Origin of the sequence: Streptomyces koelreuteriae (assembly GCF_018604545.1) — a bacterium.
GTDB classification, from domain to species: domain Bacteria; phylum Actinomycetota; class Actinomycetes; order Streptomycetales; family Streptomycetaceae; genus Streptomyces; species Streptomyces koelreuteriae.
The window spans coordinates 4,570,930-4,590,988 of the sequence record NZ_CP075896.1 but is presented as its reverse complement, the minus strand read 5'-3'; the positions used below and the strand labels follow the sequence as shown (position 1 = coordinate 4,590,988).

18 protein-coding genes are annotated in these 20,059 nt (G+C 71.7%); 12 read left to right on the top strand and 6 right to left on the bottom strand.

Features of this window, described 5'->3' with window-relative positions:
- The first annotated feature begins 16 nt into the window (after positions 1–16).
- From KJK29_RS20800 to KJK29_RS20785, 4 genes are all read left to right on the top strand, one after another.
- Positions 17–958, top strand: a complete 942-nt coding sequence (locus tag KJK29_RS20800) for an ROK family protein (RefSeq protein WP_215120655.1) — start codon at positions 17–19, stop codon at positions 956–958.
- Entirely contained in the window at positions 958–2,169 is a 1,212-nt protein-coding gene (gene nagA / locus KJK29_RS20795; protein WP_215120654.1) for an N-acetylglucosamine-6-phosphate deacetylase, read from the top strand. Before KJK29_RS20800 ends, nagA begins: the two co-directional genes overlap by 1 nt.
- A gap of 128 nt (positions 2,170–2,297) precedes the next feature.
- Complete coding sequence (locus KJK29_RS20790; RefSeq protein WP_215120653.1) at positions 2,298–3,227, top strand: 1-phosphofructokinase family hexose kinase; 930 nt, start codon at positions 2,298–2,300, stop codon at positions 3,225–3,227.
- 91 nt (positions 3,228–3,318) lie between these two features.
- A complete protein-coding gene (locus KJK29_RS20785; protein WP_215120652.1) occupies positions 3,319–3,690 on the top strand; it encodes a hypothetical protein in 372 nt (123 codons plus the stop codon).
- A gap of 94 nt (positions 3,691–3,784) precedes the next feature.
- On the opposite strand, the gene KJK29_RS20780 is transcribed toward KJK29_RS20785, so the two are convergent.
- Together KJK29_RS20780 and cdgB are read right to left on the bottom strand one after the other, a co-directional pair.
- Entirely contained in the window at positions 3,785–4,741 is a 957-nt protein-coding gene (locus tag KJK29_RS20780) for a carbohydrate-binding protein (protein ID WP_215120651.1), read from the bottom strand.
- 119 nt (positions 4,742–4,860) lie between these two features.
- A complete protein-coding gene (gene cdgB, locus KJK29_RS20775; protein ID WP_215120650.1) occupies positions 4,861–6,522 on the bottom strand; it encodes a diguanylate cyclase CdgB in 1,662 nt (553 codons plus the stop codon).
- 387 nt (positions 6,523–6,909) lie between these two features.
- On the opposite strand from cdgB, the gene KJK29_RS20770 reads away from it, so the two are divergent.
- Both KJK29_RS20770 and KJK29_RS20765 read left to right on the top strand, forming a co-directional pair.
- Positions 6,910–7,488: a flavin reductase family protein gene (locus KJK29_RS20770; RefSeq protein ID WP_215124377.1), complete on the top strand. Its 579-nt coding sequence runs from the start codon at positions 6,910–6,912 to the stop codon at positions 7,486–7,488.
- Between the two features lie 49 nt (positions 7,489–7,537).
- Positions 7,538–8,005: a GNAT family N-acetyltransferase gene (locus tag KJK29_RS20765; RefSeq protein WP_215120649.1), complete on the top strand. Its 468-nt coding sequence runs from the start codon at positions 7,538–7,540 to the stop codon at positions 8,003–8,005.
- A gap of 15 nt (positions 8,006–8,020) precedes the next feature.
- Here the strand turns inward: KJK29_RS20765 and arfB are convergent, their stop codons facing one another.
- Entirely contained in the window at positions 8,021–8,458 is a 438-nt protein-coding gene (arfB, locus tag KJK29_RS20760) for an alternative ribosome rescue aminoacyl-tRNA hydrolase ArfB (protein ID WP_215120648.1), read from the bottom strand.
- A 168-nt stretch (positions 8,459–8,626) separates the two neighbouring features.
- Between arfB and KJK29_RS20755 the strand changes: the two genes are divergently transcribed.
- Positions 8,627–9,202: a TerD family protein gene (locus KJK29_RS20755; RefSeq protein WP_189729329.1), complete on the top strand. Its 576-nt coding sequence runs from the start codon at positions 8,627–8,629 to the stop codon at positions 9,200–9,202.
- Between the two features lie 160 nt (positions 9,203–9,362).
- On the opposite strand, the gene KJK29_RS20750 is transcribed toward KJK29_RS20755, so the two are convergent.
- A complete protein-coding gene (locus KJK29_RS20750) occupies positions 9,363–10,766 on the bottom strand; it encodes a M1 family metallopeptidase (protein WP_215120647.1) in 1,404 nt (467 codons plus the stop codon).
- Between the two features lie 38 nt (positions 10,767–10,804).
- Between KJK29_RS20750 and KJK29_RS20745 the strand changes: the two genes are divergently transcribed.
- Positions 10,805–11,305 (top strand): hypothetical protein, encoded by a 501-nt coding sequence (locus KJK29_RS20745; protein ID WP_215120646.1) that lies wholly within the window; start codon positions 10,805–10,807, stop codon positions 11,303–11,305.
- Between the two features lie 90 nt (positions 11,306–11,395).
- Positions 11,396–12,052, top strand: coding sequence for a hypothetical protein (locus KJK29_RS20740; protein WP_215120645.1), 657 nt, complete (start codon positions 11,396–11,398; stop codon positions 12,050–12,052).
- A gap of 71 nt (positions 12,053–12,123) precedes the next feature.
- On the opposite strand, the gene KJK29_RS20735 is transcribed toward KJK29_RS20740, so the two are convergent.
- Positions 12,124–12,819: a pentapeptide repeat-containing protein gene (locus tag KJK29_RS20735; RefSeq protein ID WP_215120644.1), complete on the bottom strand. Its 696-nt coding sequence runs from the start codon at positions 12,817–12,819 to the stop codon at positions 12,124–12,126.
- A 136-nt stretch (positions 12,820–12,955) separates the two neighbouring features.
- Between KJK29_RS20735 and KJK29_RS20730 the strand changes: the two genes are divergently transcribed.
- Positions 12,956–14,119 carry an NAD(P)-binding protein gene (locus tag KJK29_RS20730; protein ID WP_215120643.1) on the top strand — a complete coding sequence of 388 codons (1,164 nt, stop codon included), beginning with the start codon at positions 12,956–12,958 and terminating at the stop codon, positions 14,117–14,119.
- A 44-nt stretch (positions 14,120–14,163) separates the two neighbouring features.
- Positions 14,164–15,147: a zinc-binding dehydrogenase gene (locus KJK29_RS20725; protein ID WP_215120642.1), complete on the top strand. Its 984-nt coding sequence runs from the start codon at positions 14,164–14,166 to the stop codon at positions 15,145–15,147.
- Between the two features lie 67 nt (positions 15,148–15,214).
- On the opposite strand, the gene KJK29_RS20720 is transcribed toward KJK29_RS20725, so the two are convergent.
- Positions 15,215–18,481 (bottom strand): IPT/TIG domain-containing protein, encoded by a 3,267-nt coding sequence (locus KJK29_RS20720; protein ID WP_215120641.1) that lies wholly within the window; start codon positions 18,479–18,481, stop codon positions 15,215–15,217.
- A gap of 127 nt (positions 18,482–18,608) precedes the next feature.
- On the opposite strand from KJK29_RS20720, the gene KJK29_RS20715 reads away from it, so the two are divergent.
- Entirely contained in the window at positions 18,609–19,499 is an 891-nt protein-coding gene (locus KJK29_RS20715; protein ID WP_370869148.1) for an aminoglycoside phosphotransferase family protein, read from the top strand.
- Positions 19,500–20,059 lie beyond the last annotated feature (560 nt).

The following is a 20,059-nucleotide window of genomic DNA, read 5'->3' as shown; positions in this document are numbered from 1 at the left end:
GGTCACACTGTGTTCCGTGAGACATGTCATCGCCCTGGACGTGGGCGGCACCGGAATGAAGGCCGCTCTGGCCGGGCCCGGGGGCGAGGTGCTGCACCGGTCCCGCCGGGCCACCGGACGCGAGCAGGGCCCGGAGGCCGTCGTCGCGGGCATCCTCGACTTCGCCGCCGAGCTGCACGCGTACGGCGCCGAGCACTTCGGCACGCCCGCGGCCGCCGCCGGTGTGGCCGTGCCCGGCATCGTCGACGAGGCGGCGGGCATCGCCGTCTACGCCGCGAACCTCGGCTGGCGCGACGTCCCCCTGCGTGACGCGCTCGCGGAACGGCTGGGCGTCCCGGTCGCCCTCGGCCACGACGTGCGCACCGGTGCTCTCGCCGAGGGCCGGGTCGGCGCGGGCCGGGGCGCCGACCGGTTCCTGTTCGTGGCGCTGGGCACCGGCATCGCGGGCGGCATCGGCGTCGAGGGCCGGGTCGAGTCGGGCGCGCACGGCTTCGCGGGCGAGATCGGCCACATCGTCGTACGCCCCGGAGGAGCCCCCTGCCCGTGCGGGCAGCGCGGCTGCCTGGAGCGTTTCGCCTCTGCGGCGGCCGTCAGCGAGGCCTGGGCCGCGGCCTCGGGCGACCCGGACGCGGACGCGGCCGACTGCGCGAAGGCCGTCGTATCCGGCGACCCACGGGCCCGGGCGGTCTGGCAGGAGGCGGTGGACGCCCTCGCCGACGGCCTGGTCACGGCCCTCACCCTGCTGGACCCCCGCACCCTGATCATCGGCGGCGGCCTGGCCGAGGCGGGAGAGACGCTGTTCACGCCCCTGCGCGAGGCCATCGACCGCCGCGTCACCTTCCAGAAACAGCCGCCGATCGTCCCGGCGGCCCTGGGCGACTCGGCGGGTTGTCTGGGCGCGGGCCTGCTCGCCTGGGATCTCCTCAACCACACGGACCGTACGGAGGTATCGCCCTGATGGCAGCGGACCCAGGGGCGCGGGGAACTGCGCGACAAGCCACACACCACCCGCACCCGGCAACGTCAGGAACCCCCACGGTCCTGTCCGGCGCGACGGTGGTCCTCCCCACCGGGGCCGTCCAAGACAGCCGGCTGACCATCGACGGCACCCGCATCACCCCCACCACCCCCGAAAACGCCCAGGTCATCGACGTAACAGGCCACTACGTCATCCCCGGGTTCGTCGACCTGCACAACCACGGCGGCGGCGGAGCCTCCTTCACCTCCGGCTCGGCCGAGGACATCCTCAAGGGCATCCACACCCACCGCCTGCACGGCACGACCACCCTGGTCGCCTCCACCGTCACCGGCGACATGGACTTCCTCTCCCAACGCGCGGGCCTGCTCAGCGAGCTGGCCGAGCAGGGCGAGATCGCCGGCGTCCACTTCGAGGGCCCGTTCATCTCCCCCTGCCGCAAGGGCGCCCACGCCGAGGACCTGCTGCGCGATCCGCACCCCGCGGACGTCCGCAAGCTGATCGAGGCGGCCCGGGGCCAGGCGAGGATGGTCACGCTGGCCACCGAGCTCCCCGGCGGCCTGGACTCCGTACGCCTCCTGGCCGACCAGGGCGTGATCGCGGCGATCGGCCACACGGACGCGACCTACGAGCAGACCGTCGAGGCCATCGACGCGGGCGCGACGGTGGCCACGCACCTCTTCAACGCGATGCCGCCCCTCGGCCACCGCTTCCCCGGCCCGATCGCGGCGCTCCTGGAGGACGACCGGATCACGGTCGAGCTGATCAACGACGGCACGCACCTGCACCCCGCCGCGCTCCAACTGGCGTTCCACCACGCGGGCGCGTCACGGGTCGCGTTCATCACGGACGCGATGGACGCGGCCGGTTTCGGCGACGGCCGCTACTGGCTCGGCCCACTGGAGGTGGAGGTCGCCGACGGCGTGGCCCGCCTGGTCGAGGACGGCACGATCGCGGGCTCCACCCTCACCCTGGACCGCGCCTTCAAACGCGCGGTCACGATCGACGGTCTGTCGGTCGAGGACGCGGTACAGGCCCTCTCGGCAACCCCGGCCCGCCTGCTCGGCATGTCCGACCGCATCGGCTCCCTGGAGCCAGGCAAGGACGCGGACCTCGTCCTCCTGGACGCGGACTTCGACCTGAAGGGCGTGATGCGCCGGGGCGAATGGGTGGTCGGTCCCCAACTGCGCTGATCTATCCCGCAGTCGGGAGACGGTGGCCGAGTCCAGGACTGGGCCGACCGCCGTCTCTTTGGCATGATCGAGCCTCCGGAAGTCCACGGCAGCACGCGCATGTCTCTACATCGGGGGAGGTCAGCCAGGTGATCCTCACGGTCACACTGAACACCGCTCTCGACATCACCTACCGCGTACGGTCCCTCCGTCCGCACGCCTCCCACCGCGTCTCCGAGGTGACGGAACGCCCCGGCGGCAAGGGCGTCAACGTGGCCCGGGTGCTCGCGGCCCTCGGGCACGAGGTGACGGTGACGGGATTCACGGGCGGTGCGACGGGCCGGGTCGTCCAGGAACTTCTGGCCTCGGTGCCGGACGTGACGGACGCGCTGGTCCCGATCACGGGCACCACCCGCCGCACGATCGCCGTGGCCGACGACCTGACCGGCGACACGACACAGCTCAACGAACCGGGCCCGACGATCACCCCCACCGAGTGGTCGTCCTTCCAGGAGGCCTACGAGGACCTGCTGGCGTCCGCCTCGGCAGTGGCCCTGTGCGGCAGCCTCCCCCCGGGCGTCCCGGTCGGCGCCTACGCCGGACTGGTCCGCACGGCCAGGTCCGCCGGCATCCCGGTCCTCCTCGACACCAGCGGCGAACCCCTGCGCCGAGGCGTCGCCGCCCGCCCCGACATCATCAAGCCGAACACCGAAGAACTGGCAGAACTCACCGGCTCCCACGACCCGTTGCGAGCCACCCAGGACGCCCGCCGCCGAGGCGCCCGCGCGGTCGTCGCGTCCCTGGGCCCGAAAGGCCTCCTCGCGGTATCCCCCGAGGGCCGCTGGCGCACCGCCCCACCCACCCTCGTACGAGGCAACCCGACAGGCGCCGGCGACTCCGCGGTGGCGGGCCTGATATCGGCCCTGGTGGAGCACCTTCCCTGGCCGGATCGCCTGACCCGAGCGGTCGCCCTGTCGGCGGCGACGGTCTCGGCGCCGGTCGCGGGGGAGTTCGACCGGCGCGTGTACCAGGAACTGCTGGGGCGGGTCACCGTGACGAGTGAGGCATCTGCGGCGTAGGCCACACGTGACCGAAATCCTCTGGCCGATCTTCCTCCCCCCACCTAAGATCACGAACGACCAAAGATCGACCTTTTTGCTGGGGGAACAATTGAACAAGATCACGAGGCTGGCCATGGTCGGCATCGCCTCCGTGGGCCTGGTGGCCACCATGAACTCCGGCGCCTCGGCGGCCCCGGAGCTCAAGGCCGCTCCGGCTGCCGCGCAGGAGTGGGGCGGCGGCTGGAGCGACGTCCGGGACGTCAGCATCCGTGAGAAGCCCAGCGCCACCGCACGGAAGGTCGGCACCCTGAAGAAGGGGAAGATCGTCAAGTGCTGGGTCGCCGGGTGCAGCGCGGTCGACGGCGGCAGCTACAAGTGCACCAGCAGCTCGCCCAGCGAGAAGCGCTGGCACGAGGTCAACTGGGGCGGCAAGAAGCGGTACGCGGCGACTCGCTGCCTGGAGTGGGGCCGCGTCGAGTGAGCTGAGCTCATTCTCGGCTCGTAGCTCGTACGACGGCGGCCGTCCCCCACGCTGTGTGGGAGACGGCCGCCGTCGGCGTATCAGCTCGAGCCGGCTAGGCCTTCGCGAGGTAGAACTGGTCGAGGACCGCGTCGCACTTGTTGCCCTCGTTGCAGGCGAGCTCGATGGTGTTCGTGCCCTTGTTCAGGTTCACGGTGGCCCAGGTGTTCTTCCAGCCCTGTTCCCAGTCGCCCTTGGGGGTGCCCCCGAAGTTCTCCATGTTCATGGGCCTGGCGTCGGCCTTGCCGTTGACCACCACGGTCGCGTCGGCGTCCGTGCCCGGGACGCCGTAGTTCACGTAGAACTTGTAGCTGCCGGCCTTCTTGATGCCGTCCACCGTCCAGGTGACCTTGGCACCGACCTGGTTGAAGCCCGTCACATAGACCCCGCCGTCGGCCTTCGCGCCCTTGAACTCCGACGCGGTCGACATGCCGGGGCTGAGGCGCAGGGTCTTCGCGTCGGCCTTCGGCAGCTCGACCTGGCTCGCCCCGCTCTTGCTGGCCGACGGAGTCGGCTCGGCGCTCTGGGACTGGCTCTGGTCGGAGCCCGCCTGGTCCTCGGACTTCTTGTCGTCCTTGTCGCCGCCCACCATGGCCACGCCGATGCCGATGACGACCGCCGCGACCACCGCGATCGCGCCGATCAGCAGGCCCTTGGTGTTGGGACCGCGGCCGCCCCGGCCGCCTCCGCCGCCGGGGACCTGGTGCTGGGGGGCGGTGGTGGCTCCGGCGCCGCCGGGCAGGGTCTCGGGGGCCGCGTAGTGCGCGTTCGGCCGGCCGTAGCCGCCCTGCTGCTGGGGGACCTGGCCGTACGCCGCGGCCTGGCCCGCGGCCGCCTGCGGCTGCTGCTGGCCGTAGGAGCGGGTGCCGACCGCACGCACACGGTTGACCGAGTTCGGGTAGCCGTAGCCCCCGGACGGCGGCTGGGCTCCGTTGGCCTGCCCGTCGGCGTAGAGATAGCCGAACGGGTCGTCGTCCTCGGGCGTGCTCGCGCCGTTGTTGCCGGGCGTCATCCCTTGGTCTCCTCAGTCAGGTGCGGTGCAATGCGGTACGGGTCGTAAGACAGCGAGCCTACCCGCTCCCAGTGACCCAAACAGGTGACTCAGACCGCATCAACTCGCTGACCTCGGGTTCACCCAGCGCGTCTGTGTTGTTTGGGACGAGATCGTTTCTCGACGTACATCCGCTCGTCAGCGGATTTCAACACTTCGTCCGCCGTCATTCCACAGTGTGCCCATCCGATGCCGAAACTGGCCCCGACCCGGACGGCACGCCCCTCGGCGCGGATGGGCTGGATGATCTCGTTGCGGAGGCGGACCGCCAGGTCCTGCGCGTCGGCCCGGCCGAGCCCGTCCGCGAGGATGACGAATTCGTCCCCCCCGAGCCGGGCGACCGTGTCACCGTCGCGGACGCCGCCGCTCAGCCGCCGGGCGACCTCGATGAGAACCGCGTCACCCGCGTTGTGCCCGAACCGGTCGTTGATCGACTTGAAGCCGTCGAGGTCGCAGAAGAGGACGGCGAGACCCTTCGTGCCGTCGTCCTGGTCGCCGTCCGGGGCGACGGTGTGCACATGGTGGTCGTAGGCGTCGAACGGATCGGCGGACTGCCGGAAGTCGAAGCCGGGGCCGACGACGTCGAAGGCGGGGTGGCCGTAGGCCGCGTCATGGGACTCGGCGACGGCGGAGTGCGGGGGCGCGGCGCGCTGACAGAGGCGCGAGGACAGTCGCGAGCGCAGCTCGGCGGAGTTCGGCAGGCCGGTGAGCGAGTCGTGCGAGGCGCGGTGGGCGAGCTGCAGCTCGCGGCGCTTGCGCTCCTCTATGTCCTCGACGTGGGTGAGGAGGAAGCGGGGGCCGTCGGCGGCGTCGGCGACGACGGAGTTGCGGAGGCTGACCCAGACGTAGGTGCCGTCGCGGCGGCCGAGGCGGAGCTCCGCGCGGCCGCCCTCGGCGGAGGTCCGCAGCAGGGTGCCTATGTCCTCGGGGTGGACCAGGTCGGAGAAGGAGTAGCGGCGCATCGCGGAGGCGGGGCGGCCCAGCAGCCGGCACAGGGCGTCGTTGGTGCGCAGGATCCGGCCGTGCTGGTCGCCGCCCATCTCGGCGATGGCCATGCCGGACGGCGCGTACTCGAAGGCCTGCCGGAAGCTTTCCTCGCTCGCCCGCAGGGCCTGCTGCTCGCGCTCCAGCCGGACGAGCGCGCGCTGCATGTTGGCGCGCAGCCGGGCGTTGCTGATCGCGATGGCGGCCTGGAAGGCGTACATCTGGAGTGCCTCGCGGCCCCAGGCGCCGGGGCGGCGGCCGTTGCGCGGGCGGTCCACGGAGAGCACGCCGATCAGCTCGCCGCACGCCGCGCTGCCCTGCGGCCCGGGCGCGTACATGGGCGCGAAGAGCCGGTCGGCCGGATGCCACTCGTCCTCGAAGCGGGGCGCGGGGCCGTCGGTGTACCACTGCGGGACGTCGTCGTCGTCGAGGACCCAGCCCTCGGTGTGGGGTATGAACACCAGGTCGCCCCAGTGCTCACCCATGCCGAGGCGGCGTTCCCAGGATTCGCGCGAGCCGACGCGGCCGGTGATGAGGGCCTCGGCGGCGGGGTTCCCGGCGAAGGCGGCGACGACGAGATCGCCGTCGGGGCGTACGAGGTTCACGCACGCCATCTCGTACCCGAGAGCGGCGACGACGCCCTCCGCGACGGTCTGCAGTGTGTCCGCCAGGCTGCGGGCCGTGTTCATGTCGGCCATGACCTGGTGCAGTTGTCGCAGGGACGCAAGACGGACGTAAGGCTCCGACTCGGTCTCCATGCTCGCCCTCCCCCCGAGTACCTCGCAGCGAATCAAGAATCAAGGGTTCTTCTCGGCGTACGTCCTGGCAGCTTCCCCGCCACTGAATCACAGCGCGCTGCTCACTCGGTACACAGGGTCAACAATTCCTGCCCCTTGTGACTCAAGTCACAGGCAAAGCTGAACAATTGCCGGGAGTTTCTGCAATCCCCATATGCGTCCTGCGAACGAAGCCTTGTCACGCTGTACACACGTTGGCAGGGAAAAGGCCGTCCGGTCCGCCGGAAGTCCTAGGACCGTGCTCGGGCGGGAGCCCGATGCGGGGCGCGCGGGGCGGAGATTAGCGTTTCCGGTGTGCCGAACACTCCCCCTGCCGCGTCTTCGATCGCCTCGTCCGCCACCTCTCCGATCGCCGCGCCCGCCACGTCCCCGATCATTCCGTCGCCCGCCTCCGGGCATGCTGAGGGGGTGAGCAACGACGAGTTCCGCGCCGCCATGTCCCGGCTGGCCTCGGGCGTGGTCCTGGTGACCGCGCAGGAGCCGCCGCTCGACCCGGACGACCCCTCGGCGCCCGGCAGCGAGGACGTGGGCATGACGGCCACGGCCTTCATGTCGGTGTCCCTGGACCCGCCGATGGTGCTGGTGAGCCTGCGCGAGGGCTCCCGCATGGACGAACTGCTCGACGAACAGCCCGAGTGGGCGGTGTCCGTCCTGTCCGAGAGCCAGCGGCACATCGCGGGCCGGTTCGCCATGAAGGGCCGGGTCAGCGACCGGCTGCTGTTCGCCGACATCCCGTACACGCGCGGCGAGTACAGCGGGGCACCCCTGGTGGGCGGCGCCCTGGCCGTCCTGGAGTGCCGTACCGAGCAGCGCGTAGCGGCCGGCGACCACACGCTGGTCATCGGCCGTGTGCTGACCGCCCGGGTGCCGAGCGCGGAGGGCGGGCCGCTGACGTACTTCCGGGGGCGGTACCGGCAGTTGGGCTGAGGCGGAAATCCGGTGGCCCGGGGTTGATCGTCGACCCTAGGGTGCGCGCATGACGACGACGGGCCTCCGCCTCGAAGAGATCACCGCCGGGAATCTGGACGCCGCCCTCGGCATCCAGGTCCGCCCCGACCAGGAGCACGCGGTCGCCCCGGTCGTGAAGTCGCTCGCCGAGGCGTACGCGCACGGCGCCATCGCCTGGCCCCGCCTCATCGTCGACGGCGACCGCCCGGTCGGCTTCCTGATGGCCTCGCTCGGCATCGACTGGTACGGGGACGGCAGCGAATTCCGCTCGGGCCTGTGGCGGCTGAACATCGCGGCCGGGGAGCAGGGCAAGGGGTACGGCCGTTTCGCCGTCGAGTCCGTCGCCGCCGAGCTGCGCCGGCACGGCACCGAGAAGTACTACGTCACCTGGCACCCGGGACCGAACGGCCCCGAGGGCTTCTACCTGGGCCTCGGCTTCCGTCCGGCCGGGGAGAACAGCGGGGGCCAGACGGTGGGGCTGCTGGAGCTGGCCTAGGTCCCTCGACAGGCGCTAGCTCCAGCCCTGGCCCGTTCGGCCGCGCTTGGTCTCCGAGCGCTGTTTCTTCTCGCGCAGCCGCCGCTCGTTGATCCCCCGGGGGATCCGGGTCTTCCTGCGGGGCTTGGGCGGGGGCGCGGTGGCTTCGGCCAGGAGGGCGGCGAGGCGTACGGCGGCGGACTCGCGGTTGCGCCACTGGGAGCGGTGCTCGGAGGACCGTACGGTGACGACTCCGTCGACCAGGCGCCCGGCCAGCCGCTCCAGCGCCCGCTGCTTCCACACCTCGGGCAGCGCCTCGGTCTTCGCCAGGTCGAAACTCAGCTCGACCTTCGAGTCACTGGTGTTGACGTGCTGCCCGCCCGGCCCCGACGACCGCGAGAAACGCCACATGAGCTCGGCCTCGGGCAGGGAGACGGAGCCGCGGATGACGTGGGGACCAGACATGCCGTCCATGTTCCCGCTTCTGTCCCGTCCACGTCATCCCAATAATCGCGAGTAAAGAAAGTAAAGGAGCTGGAACCTCGCGTACCCCTCTCTACGTTCAGGGGGGTAGCTGTAGCTTCTTTGACGCAGCTTCTTTGCCGTACTGCCGTACGTAAACGAGGGAAGGGACTCCCAACAATGGCTGTAAGCCTGTCCAAGGGTGGCAACGTCTCGCTCACCAAGGAGGCTCCGGGCCTGACCGACGTCACCGTGGGCCTCGGCTGGGACGTCCGCACCACCACCGGCACGGACTTCGACCTCGACGCGTCCGCGATCGCGGTGAACACGCAGGGCAAGGTCTTCTCGGACGCCCACTTCGTGTTCTTCAACAACAAGCAGACCCCGGACAACACGATCGTCCACACCGGTGACAACCGCACGGGCGAAGGCGCCGGCGACGACGAGGCCATCAACGTCAACCTCGCCGCCCTCCCGGCCGACATCGAGAAGATCGTCTTCCCGGTGTCCATCTACGACGCGGAGAACCGCTCGCAGAACTTCGGCCAGGTCCGCAACGCCTACATCCGCATCGTCAACCAGGCCGGCGGCGCCGAGATCGCCCGCTACGACCTGTCGGAGGACGCGGCCACGGAGACGGCCATGGTCTTCGGTGAGCTCTACCGCAACGGCGCGGAGTGGAAGTTCCGCGCAGTCGGCCAGGGCTACGCCTCGGGCCTGGTCGGCATCGCCCAGGACTTCGGCGTGAACGTCTGATCGGACGTCGAGCTTGTTCTGACACTGTGGAGCCCCCGAGCCTTGGAAGAGGCCGGGGGCTCCGCCCTTTGCTTGGGGGCGCGGGGAACTGCGCGACAAGCCACAACGAACCCGCAGCCACCCCCGCACCTGAGCCCCCAACGGCGCTCCGGCTCCGCCCTCACGGCCGCTCCGGCTTCCCCTCCCCGTACAGCCAGTCCTCCCAGATCCCCTCGAAGTCCTCCCCGGGCGCCTGTTCCTCGACGTACGCCGTGAACTCGGCCGTGTCCGCGTTCCCGTACCGATGCTCGGCCGCCCACCCCCGCAGGATGGCGAAGAATCTGTCGTCACCCACCGTCTGGCGGACCTTCTGGAGGACCATCGCGCCGCGCTGGTAGACGGGATCGCCGGAGATGTTCGCGGCATCCGCGGGCTTCGCGGGCGGGAACGCCCAGAGGTCCTTGTACGTCTTCTCGCCGTTCTCGTACAGCGCGTCGAAGGACTCCTGCGCGCTCTCCCCGCCGTGGTCCTCCCGCCACAGCCACTCCGCGTACGTCGCGAAGCCCTCGTTGAGCCACATGTCGCGCCAGCTCTCCGGTGTGACGGAGTCGCCGTACCACTGGTGGGCGAGTTCGTGGACGAGGAGGGTGAGGCCGGGGGCGCCGGGGAAGACGGGGCGGGTCTGGGTCTCCAGGGCGTAGCCGACCTCGGCCGCTCGGTCGACGATCGCGCCGGTGGAGGAGAAGGGGTAGGGGCCGAACCGCTTCTCCGCCCAGCGCAGGATCTCGGGGATGCGCGCGAGCACGGCGCGGCTCGCCTCCTTCTCGTCCGGGTCGACGGCCGTGTACACGGGCAGACGGTCCCGGGCCGTGGAGCGGGCGGTGGAGCGGGTGATGTCGAAGCGGCCGATCGCGAGCGTGGCGAGGTAGCTCGCCATGGGCTCGGCGGAGTGCCAGGCGAAGGTCGTACGGCCGTCCTTCGCGGTCGTGACGTCGCGCAACTCCCCGTTGGAGACGGCCCGGAGCCCTAGCGGCACGGTCACCGTGAGGTCGTAGGACGCCTTGTCGGAGGGGTGGTGGTTGCCGGGGAACCACGCCATCGACCCCACCGGCTCCCCCAGCGCGAGCACGCCGTCGCCGGTGCGCAGCCAGCCCTCCTGGGAGCCGTCCGGGTCGGTGACGGTCTCGGGCGCCCCGGAGTAGCGGACGGTCACGCGGAACGTCTCGTCCCGGCCGAGGTCCTTGCGCGGCCGGACGGTGAGCTCCTGCCCGGCGCGGTTCCAGCGGGCCGTCTCGCCGCCGACGGTGACCTCGCCGACGTCCAGGCCGAGCAGGTCCAGGTTGAAGGCGGTGAGGTCCTGGGTCGCCCGCGCGGTGAGGGTCGCCGTGCCGGTGAGGTGGTGGGCGTCCGGGTCGTAGGCGAGGCGCAGGCCGTAGTGGGTGACGTCGTAGCCGCCGTTGCCGGCCTTCGGGAAGTAGGGGTCGCGTACACCGGAGCCGCCCGGGGTGCCGTGGACCCCACCGCAGGCCGTGAGGGCGAGCGCGGAGACGAGCAGGGCGGGGACAAGACGTACGGACCGGGCCACGCTCTCGATCCTATGGGGGTCGTGACAGCATCACCCCCGTGCTCGACATCGGCTACGCCCTCTCCAACCGCTTCCCGGACCCTCCGCAGACCGACTACCGCCGCGCGGACGTCCGCGCCCTGCGGCACGATCTGTTCTGCGGCGACGTCTATCTGGCGGACACCAAGACCGACCACGAGGTGTCCACAGCCTGGGGATGGGTGCCGGTGCTCGACTTCGCGTGGGCGCTGTGCGACATCGTGGAGCGGATCGACCGGGACCCGGCGGGCTCGCGGGCGTCCCGGCCGCAGCACGCGGAGCTGGACTTCACCGAGTCGACCGACCGGATGCTGTTCGAGCGCCGCTTCGGCTGGGTGGACATCGAGGCCGACTGGATGCGCGCGGAGGAGCCCCCGCTCACCGTCTCCCACTCCGAACTGCGCCGCGAGTCCCGGGACTTCCTGCACGACCTGATCGCCGACCTCACCGATCTGCACGACGATCTCGCCGAGAACCCGGCGATCTGGACGCTCCAGGCGCGCTTCCCCAGGGTCTCCTGACACCGGTCCGCCACCGGGGTGACACGATCGCCCTGCGACGACCGGCGAGGACCGGCGACGACCGGCGACGGACACGGGGAGAACGGACGCATGACCGACGGACGAGTGGCCTACGGCCTGAACTACAGCGTGGACCCACCGGCCGTCGTCAGCGGGGAGGGAACGCCGCAGGACACCTCCGCCCGGCTCGTCCGCGACCCCGACAGCCCCGCCCCGGACCGGCTCCGCTCCCTGCGGGCCTTCCATCTGCGCGCCGAGGACGGGTCGCCGGTCGCCCGGGTCGTGACGGAGCAGCCCCTGGGGTCACGGCTGAGCGGGCGCCCGGCGGTGTACCACGTCCTGGATCCGTACGGGGCCCCGCTCGGGCGGATCACCCTGCGGCGGCGCCGCGCCTTCCGGTGGGGCCGCCGGCGCTGGACCGTGGAACCGGTCGGGGGGCCGGTCCTCCAGGGGTACCAGGGGCGGCTGTGGAGCTGGCTGCTGTGGTGGCCCTTCGGGCTGCCCGTCCAACTGCTGTGCCTGATCTGGGTCCTGATGGCGGAGGGCGACGACGGCCCCCGCCCACCCCGACGCATCACCTGGCGCGACGGCTCCCACCGCGCCCACCTCGTCTTCCGCGCGGTGGCCGAGGACTACCGGCTGCTGAGGCACGAACTCGACCCCCGCCTGGTCAACGCCCTCATAGGACTGCACCAGTCCTACGACTGGCCGGAGCGGGCGGGGTCGGACGGCTGGTACGAGTGGTGAGCGCGGGCTGGTACGAGTGGTGAGCACGGGCTCGCACGAGTGGTGAGCGCGCGGCGCTGCGCGTACGGCGATCAGCCCTCCACCCTGATCCCCCACTCCATCGCCAGCACCGGTGCCAGATCCAGCAGTTGCGCCGTACTGATCACCGCCCCCGACAGCCGGTCGAAACCCCGGCTGATCTCCAGCGACGCGGCCCCGCGCAGGTCGACGTCCGTGAGGGTCGCCGCGTGCAGGTCGACGCCCTTCAGGGCGCAGTCGACGAACTCCACCCGCTCCAGGCGGGCGCCCCCGAAGTCCGGCTCGACGAGGACACAGCCCTCGAAGACGACGTCTCTGAGCCGGGCGGTGCGCAGATTCAGATAGTCGATCTTGCCGCCGCGGATCACCACCCGCTCCAGCACCGCCCCGTGCAACTGCGGCCCGCCGAGGCGGGCATCGGTGAGCTCCACGTCCCGCAGGGTCGCCTCGGAGAGGTCGGTGCCGACGCCCCGGACACCGGTGAGGGCCGAGTCCAGGAAGCGAGCATGCCGCAGCCGGGTCTCGTCCAGCGCGCACCCCGTCAGCGCGCAGTCCATGAAACGGGCCCCCGCCCCGTCCTGCCCGGTGAGCTCCGCGTCCCGGAACTCCAGCCCGTCGTAGTCCCCGTCCGGCTCCAGCCCACCCCCCTCGTACGGCTCCAACACGGGCAGCCGTAGCTCCGGCCGCCGCGCGCCCTTCACACCCGCAGGGCCGGTCGCACCCGGACGGCCCGTCGCTCTCCTCGCCATGACCCCATGCTGCACCCCACCACTGACAACACCCCCTGACCTGCGCGAACACCGGCCATGTCACATTCCGGCCCCCGTGAACGGTCGTAATCCCGAAGGCGATTGTCGACCTCAGGCCTCAAGGGAGATCCCAGCCATGCACCACCGCATCACCGTCATCGGCGGCGGCTTCGCCGGACTGACCGCCGCGATCACCGCCGCCGAGGCGGGCGTCAAGGTCACCCTCCACGAAACCCACCACACCCTCGGCGGCCGGGCCCGAACCGCCGACGGCCCGTACCGCACGAACGAGGGCCCACACGCCCTCTACAACGGCGGTCCGCACTGGGCCTGGCTCAAGCAGCGCGACCTCATCGGCCCGCTCGCCCCGATCCCGCCCCTGGAGGCCGCCCGGCTACGGCTGCGGCACCACGGCGTGCTGCGCCGCACCCCGCCCTTCCCGATGCTGAAGCTGCTGCGCAGGACCGCCCGGCAGGCGCCCGTGGACGTCGACTTCCTGACCTGGGCGACCGGCGTCGCGGGCGAGGAAGGCGCCCGGGCCGCCGCCCACTACTCCGCCGTCGCCCTCTTCCACCACGACCCCGGCTCCCTGTCGGCCGCGTTCGTGCAGGAGCGCCTGCGCCGGGCCACCAAGCTGCCGCCCGAGGCCCATTACCCGCGCGGCGGCTGGGGCGGCATCATCGACCGGATGGCCGCCCGGGCCTGGAACCTGGGCGTCCGGATGGAGACCCTGTCCCGTGTCGACATGCTCCCCACGGATACGCCGGTGATCGTCGCGACCTCCCTCCCCGCCGCCCGGCATCTGCTCGGCGACGACTCCCTGACCTGGCCGAGCGGCCGTACCGCCCTGATCGACCTGGCCGTGCGCACCCGGCGCGGGGACGCCTTCGCGGTCTCCGACCTGGACGCGCCCGGCTGGCTGGAACGGTTCACCGCCCAGGACCGCACCCTCGCCCCGGCCGGCGAGCAGCTCATCCAGGGGCAGCTCCCCCTCGCCCCGCACGAGTCGAAGTCCGACGGCATCGCCCACGCCGAGGAGCTGCTCGACCTGGGGTTCCCGGGCTGGCGCAAGCGGGTCACCTGGCGGCGCGAGGCCGTCGCGGCCGGCCGTACGGGCGCGGTCGACCTGCCCGGCACGAGCTGGCGCGACCGGCCCGCCGTGGACCGGGGCGACGGTGTCTATCTCGCCGGTGACCAGGTCGCGGCGCCCGGTGTGCTCTCGGAGGTCTCCTTCAACAGCGCCCTGACGGCGGTCTCCCTGGCCCTCGGACGGCAGGAGCTTGACCTCAAGCAAGCTTGAGGTTGAAGGCTTGTCGCAGACCACCGCGACACGAGGAGCCTCGTATGCACGCCATCCGCCTGCACGCCTTCGGCCCGGCCGGGAACCTCACCCACGAGCGGGTCGAGGACCCCCGGCCGGACCCCGGCCAGGTCCGTATCGCCGTACGGGCGGCGGGCGTCCACCTCCTGGACGCCGCCCTGCGCGAAGGCATGCGGGGCGGACCGGCGGCCGAGCCGACGCCGCTCCCCACCATCCCCGGCCGCGAGGTCGCCGGGGTCGTCGAGTCCCTGGGCGAGGGCGTCGCGGACCTGTGGCTCGGCAAGCGGGTCGTCGCCCACCTCGGCTTCGTCCCCGGCGGGTACGCCGAACTGGCCGTCACCGCGGCCGAACGCCTGCACGAGATCCCGGAGAACCTGGACTTCGCCGAGGCCGTCGCCATGATCGGCACGGGCCGTACGGCGATGGGGATCCTCCAGTTCGCCGACCTCGGGCCCGACTCGGTGGCCGTCGTCCCGGCCGCCGCCGGAGGCATCGGCACGCTGATCGTCCAGTACGCCAGGAACGCCGGCGCGACCGTCATCGGCCTCGCGGGCGGGCCGGACAAGGTCGCCCGCGTACAGGCGAACGGTGCCGATCTCGCCGTCGACTACAAGGACCCGGCCTGGCCCGCCAAGGTCCGCGCCCACCTCGGCGGCCGGACCGCGACCGTCGTCTTCGACGGCGTCGGCGGCGACGTGGCCCACGAGGCCGTCGCCCTCCTCGGCCCCGACGGCAAGCACATCGTCTTCGGCTGGTCCGGCCAGGGCATCCTCGACGGCGAGCCCTACCTCGTCGACGGCGTCTCCGAACAGGTCCTCGGCCCCACGATGCTGAGCAAGGCCGGAGGCCCCGACCCCCTGCGCACCCTCGAACTCCGCGCCCTCACCGAAGCCGCCACCGGCCGCCTCACCCCGGCCGTCCAACGCTTCCCACTCCGCGAGGCGGCGGCCGCGCACGAGGCACTGGAGAGCCGGGGGACGACGGGGAAGGTGGTCCTGGAGCCCTGACCCGACACCGAGGAGGGCCCCGCTCGCAACGGGGCCCTCCACACAGAAGGGGTCTGCAACCGGCAGATCAGCGGGCGACCGTCTTCGTCGCCGCACTCACCGCCGACCCGTCCTTGTGCCCCGCGCGGTGGGCGGTCACCTTCACGGTGATCTTCTTGCCCTGCTGCGCCGCCTTCAGCACGAGCGAGGACTTCGTCACCCCGCTGATCGCCGCGCCGTTCGCGTACCACTGGTACGACCAGGAGGACGCGGCCGGGCTCCACGTCCCGGTCGACGACTTCAGCGTCTTGCCGACCTCGGCCGTCCCGCTGATCACCGGCGGCTTCGTCGCCTTGGGCGCGTCGCCCTTGGCCACGGTCACCGACGGCGAGGACGCCGACCCGCTCTGCCAGCCGCTCCTGACCGCCGTCACGGTCACGCTGATCTTCTTGCCGGACTGCGCCGCGGGGATCCGGTACGCCGACGCCGTGGCACCGGCGATCCCGGCCCCGTCCGCCTTCCACTGGTACGTGTACGACGTCGGCGCCGCCGACCAGGCGCCCGGCGCGGCGATGACCTCGGCACCCACCTTGGGCGTGCCGGTCACCTTCGGTGCCGCCGTGTTCTTCAGCTCGGGCCGGGGCGTCACGCTGAAGGTGCCGCGCCGGAACTCCCAGCCGCGCGTGATCACGCTGACGTTCCAGGTGCCGGTCGCCGCGCCCGTGAGGTCCACGGTCGCGGTCACCGTCCGGTTGTCCGCGGCGACCGAGTCCGCCTCCGCCGTGATCGTCTTGCCGGCCTGGCTCAGCCGGACGGTGACGTCCTTCCCGAGCGCGGTGCCGGTGACCGTGAGCTTCACCTTGCCGCCGCTGGCGCCCGTGTCGGGGCTGACGGCGGTGACGTTCGTCTTCTCCGTGCCGCACAGCGCGGAGGAGCAGATGAGTTCGGCGCTGTAGGCCGTGCTCGACGCCTTCTCCGGCAGGCCGAGCAGGAACAGCGACGGCGTACTCCCGGAGGACGAGCCCTGGACGGCGCAGTCGTAGCCCTCAGGGATGAAGCGAGTGCAGCCGTTCTTCCAGGTGGACGTGTCGTACAGGACGGGAACCGCCTTGACGTCGGCGCCCGCCGTGTCCTTGATGTCGGTGTCGAACCGGTCGAATCCCGCGGTGGGCAGCGCCGCGCACACGGCGGTGCGCGACTCGTCCAGGGTGCCGGTGACCGGCCCGTATCCGAAGGCCACGGACGGCACCTTCACGCACTCCGGGGCGGGCCCGTCGGCGGTCGCGATCCGCAGCCGGTCCAGGCGGTACTCGGGCGCGGCCTTGAGATGGGCGGGCGTCTGCACGAGCACCTGGTGGGTGGTCGAACCGCTCACCGCGCAGGACGTGTTGCGGAAGGCGCACTCCACACGGCCGTCCCCGCCCACCACCGCGCTGTTGGCGGTACCGAGCGCGTCCCGCACATCGACGTGCACGACATCGGTCGCCGCGCCGGTGGTCACCTGGTGGCAGTTGATGGTGCCCGGCGCCGCGTACGCGCTCTTCAGGGACGCCCCGCCGACCTTCACCGCCGAGGTCGTCGCACAGCCCGCGGCGGAGGCGCTCGCCGTGACGTCACGCCGGGTCAGGGAGTACGTCGCGGCCTCGTCCCGGCCGGTCACCAGCACGGTGTGGGACTTGCCCGGGGTCAGCGAGCAGATCGTCCAGCCGTCGGTGGTGGCGTAGCGGTCGCAGACGCGCTTGCCGTCTGAGTCGAGCACCGAGAAGCCGGCCGGAGCGGTCCCCGAGGTCGCGGTCAGTTGCAGCAGCTCCGCGTTCGAGTGCGCGTCGGCCGGGATGCCCAGGCAGTGCGAGAAGACGCCGTCGCCCGTGGTCAGCGTGGCCTTGGCGCCGCCCGGGGCGAAACTGCCCGCGGGCAGGGCGGGGCAGCCCTCGGCGGCGTCGGTGCGGTGGAAGGCGACCCGGTAGGGGCCGGTGGCCGAGTCGCCGCTGTCCTCGGTGTGCACCAGTGCGCGGAACGGAGCCTCTCCGGTCAGCGCGCAATCGCCGTCGCCGAGCGCCCCGCTGTCGCACTGCGGGGTGCCCGCGCGGTCCAGGACCTCCACCTCGGGGGTCAGCCCGGCCGAGGAGTTCGCGGTGAGCGCGGCGATCCGGGCGCCCTTCGGCACGGGCAGCGTCAGACAGTCGTACTGCCCGACCGTGCTCAGCTCGCCCTTGTACAGGCCGGTCCCGATCTCCTCGCAGCCGGCGTCGGAGGCCCGGTCGAACACGACCAGCCGGTCCCGGGAGGCCTCGAAGGGGTAGCGGTCCAGGACGGCGGTGTAGGTGCCGGCCTCGCGGATCCGGCAGGGGTCGGTGCCGGAGTCGCACACGGTCAGCCCGTCGGCGTCGTAGACCCGGACCGCCCTGGCCGACCGGTCCTCGTCCACGGCGTGCACGGTGTACGGCCCGGCCCGGTCGGTGGAGAAGGTGTAGCAGAGGTCGGTGCGGAAGTCCTGCGGCTTCAGCGGGCCGTACGGCAGGACCGAGGCGGTCGTGCAGCCCCGCGGGTCGTTCAGCCGACGCACCTGGAGCGCGTAGGCGGCGGGGAAGGCGTTCTCCGAGCGGGAGACGCTCGACAGCACCCGGTAGGGACCGTCGCCGGGCAGCACACAGCTGTCCTCGCCGTCCTCCGGGAAGCGCTCGCAGATCCGGGCACCGGTCTCGTCGGTGATCCAGGCGAGCGACTCGCCGTACACCTTCCGCTGGAGCTTCAGCCCGATCCTCTCACCGGGCCGGGCCTCGAAGGCCTGGCAGTCCACGGCCAGCGGGCTCGCCGCGCTCCGGATCACGGCCGGCAGGTCCCAGCCGGTGCCGACGGGCTCGGCGCAGCCGCGGGTGCCCGAGCCGAGCGGGACGACGGTCAGCTCGGCCTTCTCGTCGTCCACCCAGCCGCTGTTGACGACCTTGAGGGTGTACGTCCCTGCCGCGGGCACCTGGCACCAGCCCTCGGTGCGGGCCTCATCGGCGTGGCAGTCGACCTGGGCGCCGTCGGCGTCGTACAGCTGCGTGTAGGCGTTGTTGCCGCTGTCCTTCAGGCTCACCAGATGCGGACCGGCCGCGTCGGCGGTCACGGTGAAGCAGGCGCTGCTCTGCGCCGGGACGGTCACCCTGCCGACGGCGTCACCCGGGTCCCCGAACGGCGCGAGCGCGAGCGGCGCACACTCCGGTTCGACGTCCTGGGCGACCCCGGCCGCGGCCCCCGCCCCCGTCAGGCTCAGCAGCGAGGCGAACAGCGAGACGGCGAGGGCGGACGCGACGGCCCGCCCACGTCTCTCGCGCGATCTCGGTCTCGGACATGCGTCGGTACCTGACATGGCAATCCCCCCTGGATCAGTGGTCGTTGGCGAGATGCTCGCACACAGGTACGACACACCGCCCGCGAGATACCACCGCCCCGGCCGGCCCCAAATTCATGTGCCGCACCCCGCACACCCCACTACCGTGCCGGGAGTGATCGACATCCCCCGCGAACTGGCAGCATCACAGGAGAAGTTCAACGGCGAGGCGGGCCGCGACTTCATCGCCGGGCTGCCGGAGCAGACGGCCCACTTCCTCGACCGCTGGAAGCTGAAACCCGACGGCCCTCCCATGCACGGCGTCTCCGCCCTGGTGCTCCCGGTGCTCCGCCCCGGCCACAGCCCCGCGGTCCTCAAGCTCCAGATCCTCGACGAGGAGAGCGAGGGCGAACCGGTGGCGCTGCGCGTCTGGAACGGTGGCGGAGCGGTCCGTCTCCTCGACCACGACGAGCCGACCGGCACCATGCTGCTGGAGCGTCTCGACGAGACCCGCATGCTGTCCCACGTGCCGGACACCCACCAGGCCGTCGTCACGATCGCGGAGCTCCTCGCCCACCTCACCTCCTTTCCCGCCCCGCCCGGCCTGCGCCGCCTCGGCGACATCGCCCGGGCCATGCTCGACCAGACCCCCTGGGCCCTCGCCCGCATCCCCGACCCCGAGTCCCGCCGCCTGGTCGCCGACTGCGCGGCCGCCGTACGCGAGGTCGTCGACGAACCGGGCGACCGCCTCCTGCACTGGGACCTCCACGACGAGAACGTCCTCGCCTCCGACCGCGCCCCCTGGCTCGCGATCGACCCCAAGCCCCTCGCGGGCGACCCCGGCTTCGAACTCTGGCCGGCCCTCGACAACCGCTACGACCCCGACGACATCCTCTGGCGCTTCGACGCCATGACCGACGTCCTCGCCCTGGACCGCCCCCGAGCCCGGGCCTGGACCCTCGCCCGCCTCCTCCAGAACACCCTGTGGGACATCGAGGACGACCGCCCCCTCGACAACGACCAGCTCGAAATCGCCCGCCGCCTGCGCAGCGCATGAAAAAGCCCAGGCCCGGAGAGGTCCGGCCTGGGCGGGAAGAGCCCCCTGTCGGATTCGAACCGACGACCTACGCATTACAAGTTGTCCGATCTTGGTCCGTCACAGTCCACAGCAGTTTCCTGACCCCACAAGACCGTGCTTAACGGGCTCAGCGGTCACCTGCGGACGTTGTCGGATCGCTGCGGACCTCGCACTCAATGAGACCGCAAGTGAGACCCACCCGCCGGCTCCTGGGGTGCTGGGCTCCTGCCAGCCACCAACCTCACTATCACCAGCCATGTCCATGCGACATGCTGCATGAGCGCCCTCACGACACAATCGTTGCCACGACGCGACCACCCAAGTACATGCCGCCCTCGTCTCACGCAGAATTCGATCAAGCGCTCACCGCGCACGCGCGTCCAAGACTGCACCGAAGTGAGTGACGAGCTTCACGCCCCCCGACTGGTTCGCTACGCTATGAACTTACGTACCAACCGTGAGTGAAGACGCTGGTCGACGCCCAGCGGGGGTGGGGTGTAGTCAAATGCACAGGCGGTCCGTTATCATATCGTGACCTT

Coding starts and splice junctions, on each gene's coding strand:
- nagA (WP_215120654.1), top strand. CDS start 958: ATGGCAGCGGACCCAGGGGCGCGGGGAACTGCGCGACAAGCCACACAC.
- KJK29_RS20780 (WP_215120651.1), bottom strand. CDS start 4,741: ATGACGCCCGGCAACAACGGCGCGAGCACGCCCGAGGACGACGACCCG.
- cdgB (WP_215120650.1), bottom strand. CDS start 6,522: ATGGAGACCGAGTCGGAGCCTTACGTCCGTCTTGCGTCCCTGCGACAA.
- KJK29_RS20765 (WP_215120649.1), top strand. CDS start 7,538: ATGACGACGACGGGCCTCCGCCTCGAAGAGATCACCGCCGGGAATCTG.
- arfB (WP_215120648.1), bottom strand. CDS start 8,458: ATGGACGGCATGTCTGGTCCCCACGTCATCCGCGGCTCCGTCTCCCTG.
- KJK29_RS20755 (WP_189729329.1), top strand. CDS start 8,627: ATGGCTGTAAGCCTGTCCAAGGGTGGCAACGTCTCGCTCACCAAGGAG.
- KJK29_RS20740 (WP_215120645.1), top strand. CDS start 11,396: ATGACCGACGGACGAGTGGCCTACGGCCTGAACTACAGCGTGGACCCA.
- KJK29_RS20735 (WP_215120644.1), bottom strand. CDS start 12,819: ATGGCGAGGAGAGCGACGGGCCGTCCGGGTGCGACCGGCCCTGCGGGT.
- KJK29_RS20730 (WP_215120643.1), top strand. CDS start 12,956: ATGCACCACCGCATCACCGTCATCGGCGGCGGCTTCGCCGGACTGACC.
- KJK29_RS20725 (WP_215120642.1), top strand. CDS start 14,164: ATGCACGCCATCCGCCTGCACGCCTTCGGCCCGGCCGGGAACCTCACC.
- KJK29_RS20720 (WP_215120641.1), bottom strand. CDS start 18,481: ATGTCAGGTACCGACGCATGTCCGAGACCGAGATCGCGCGAGAGACGT.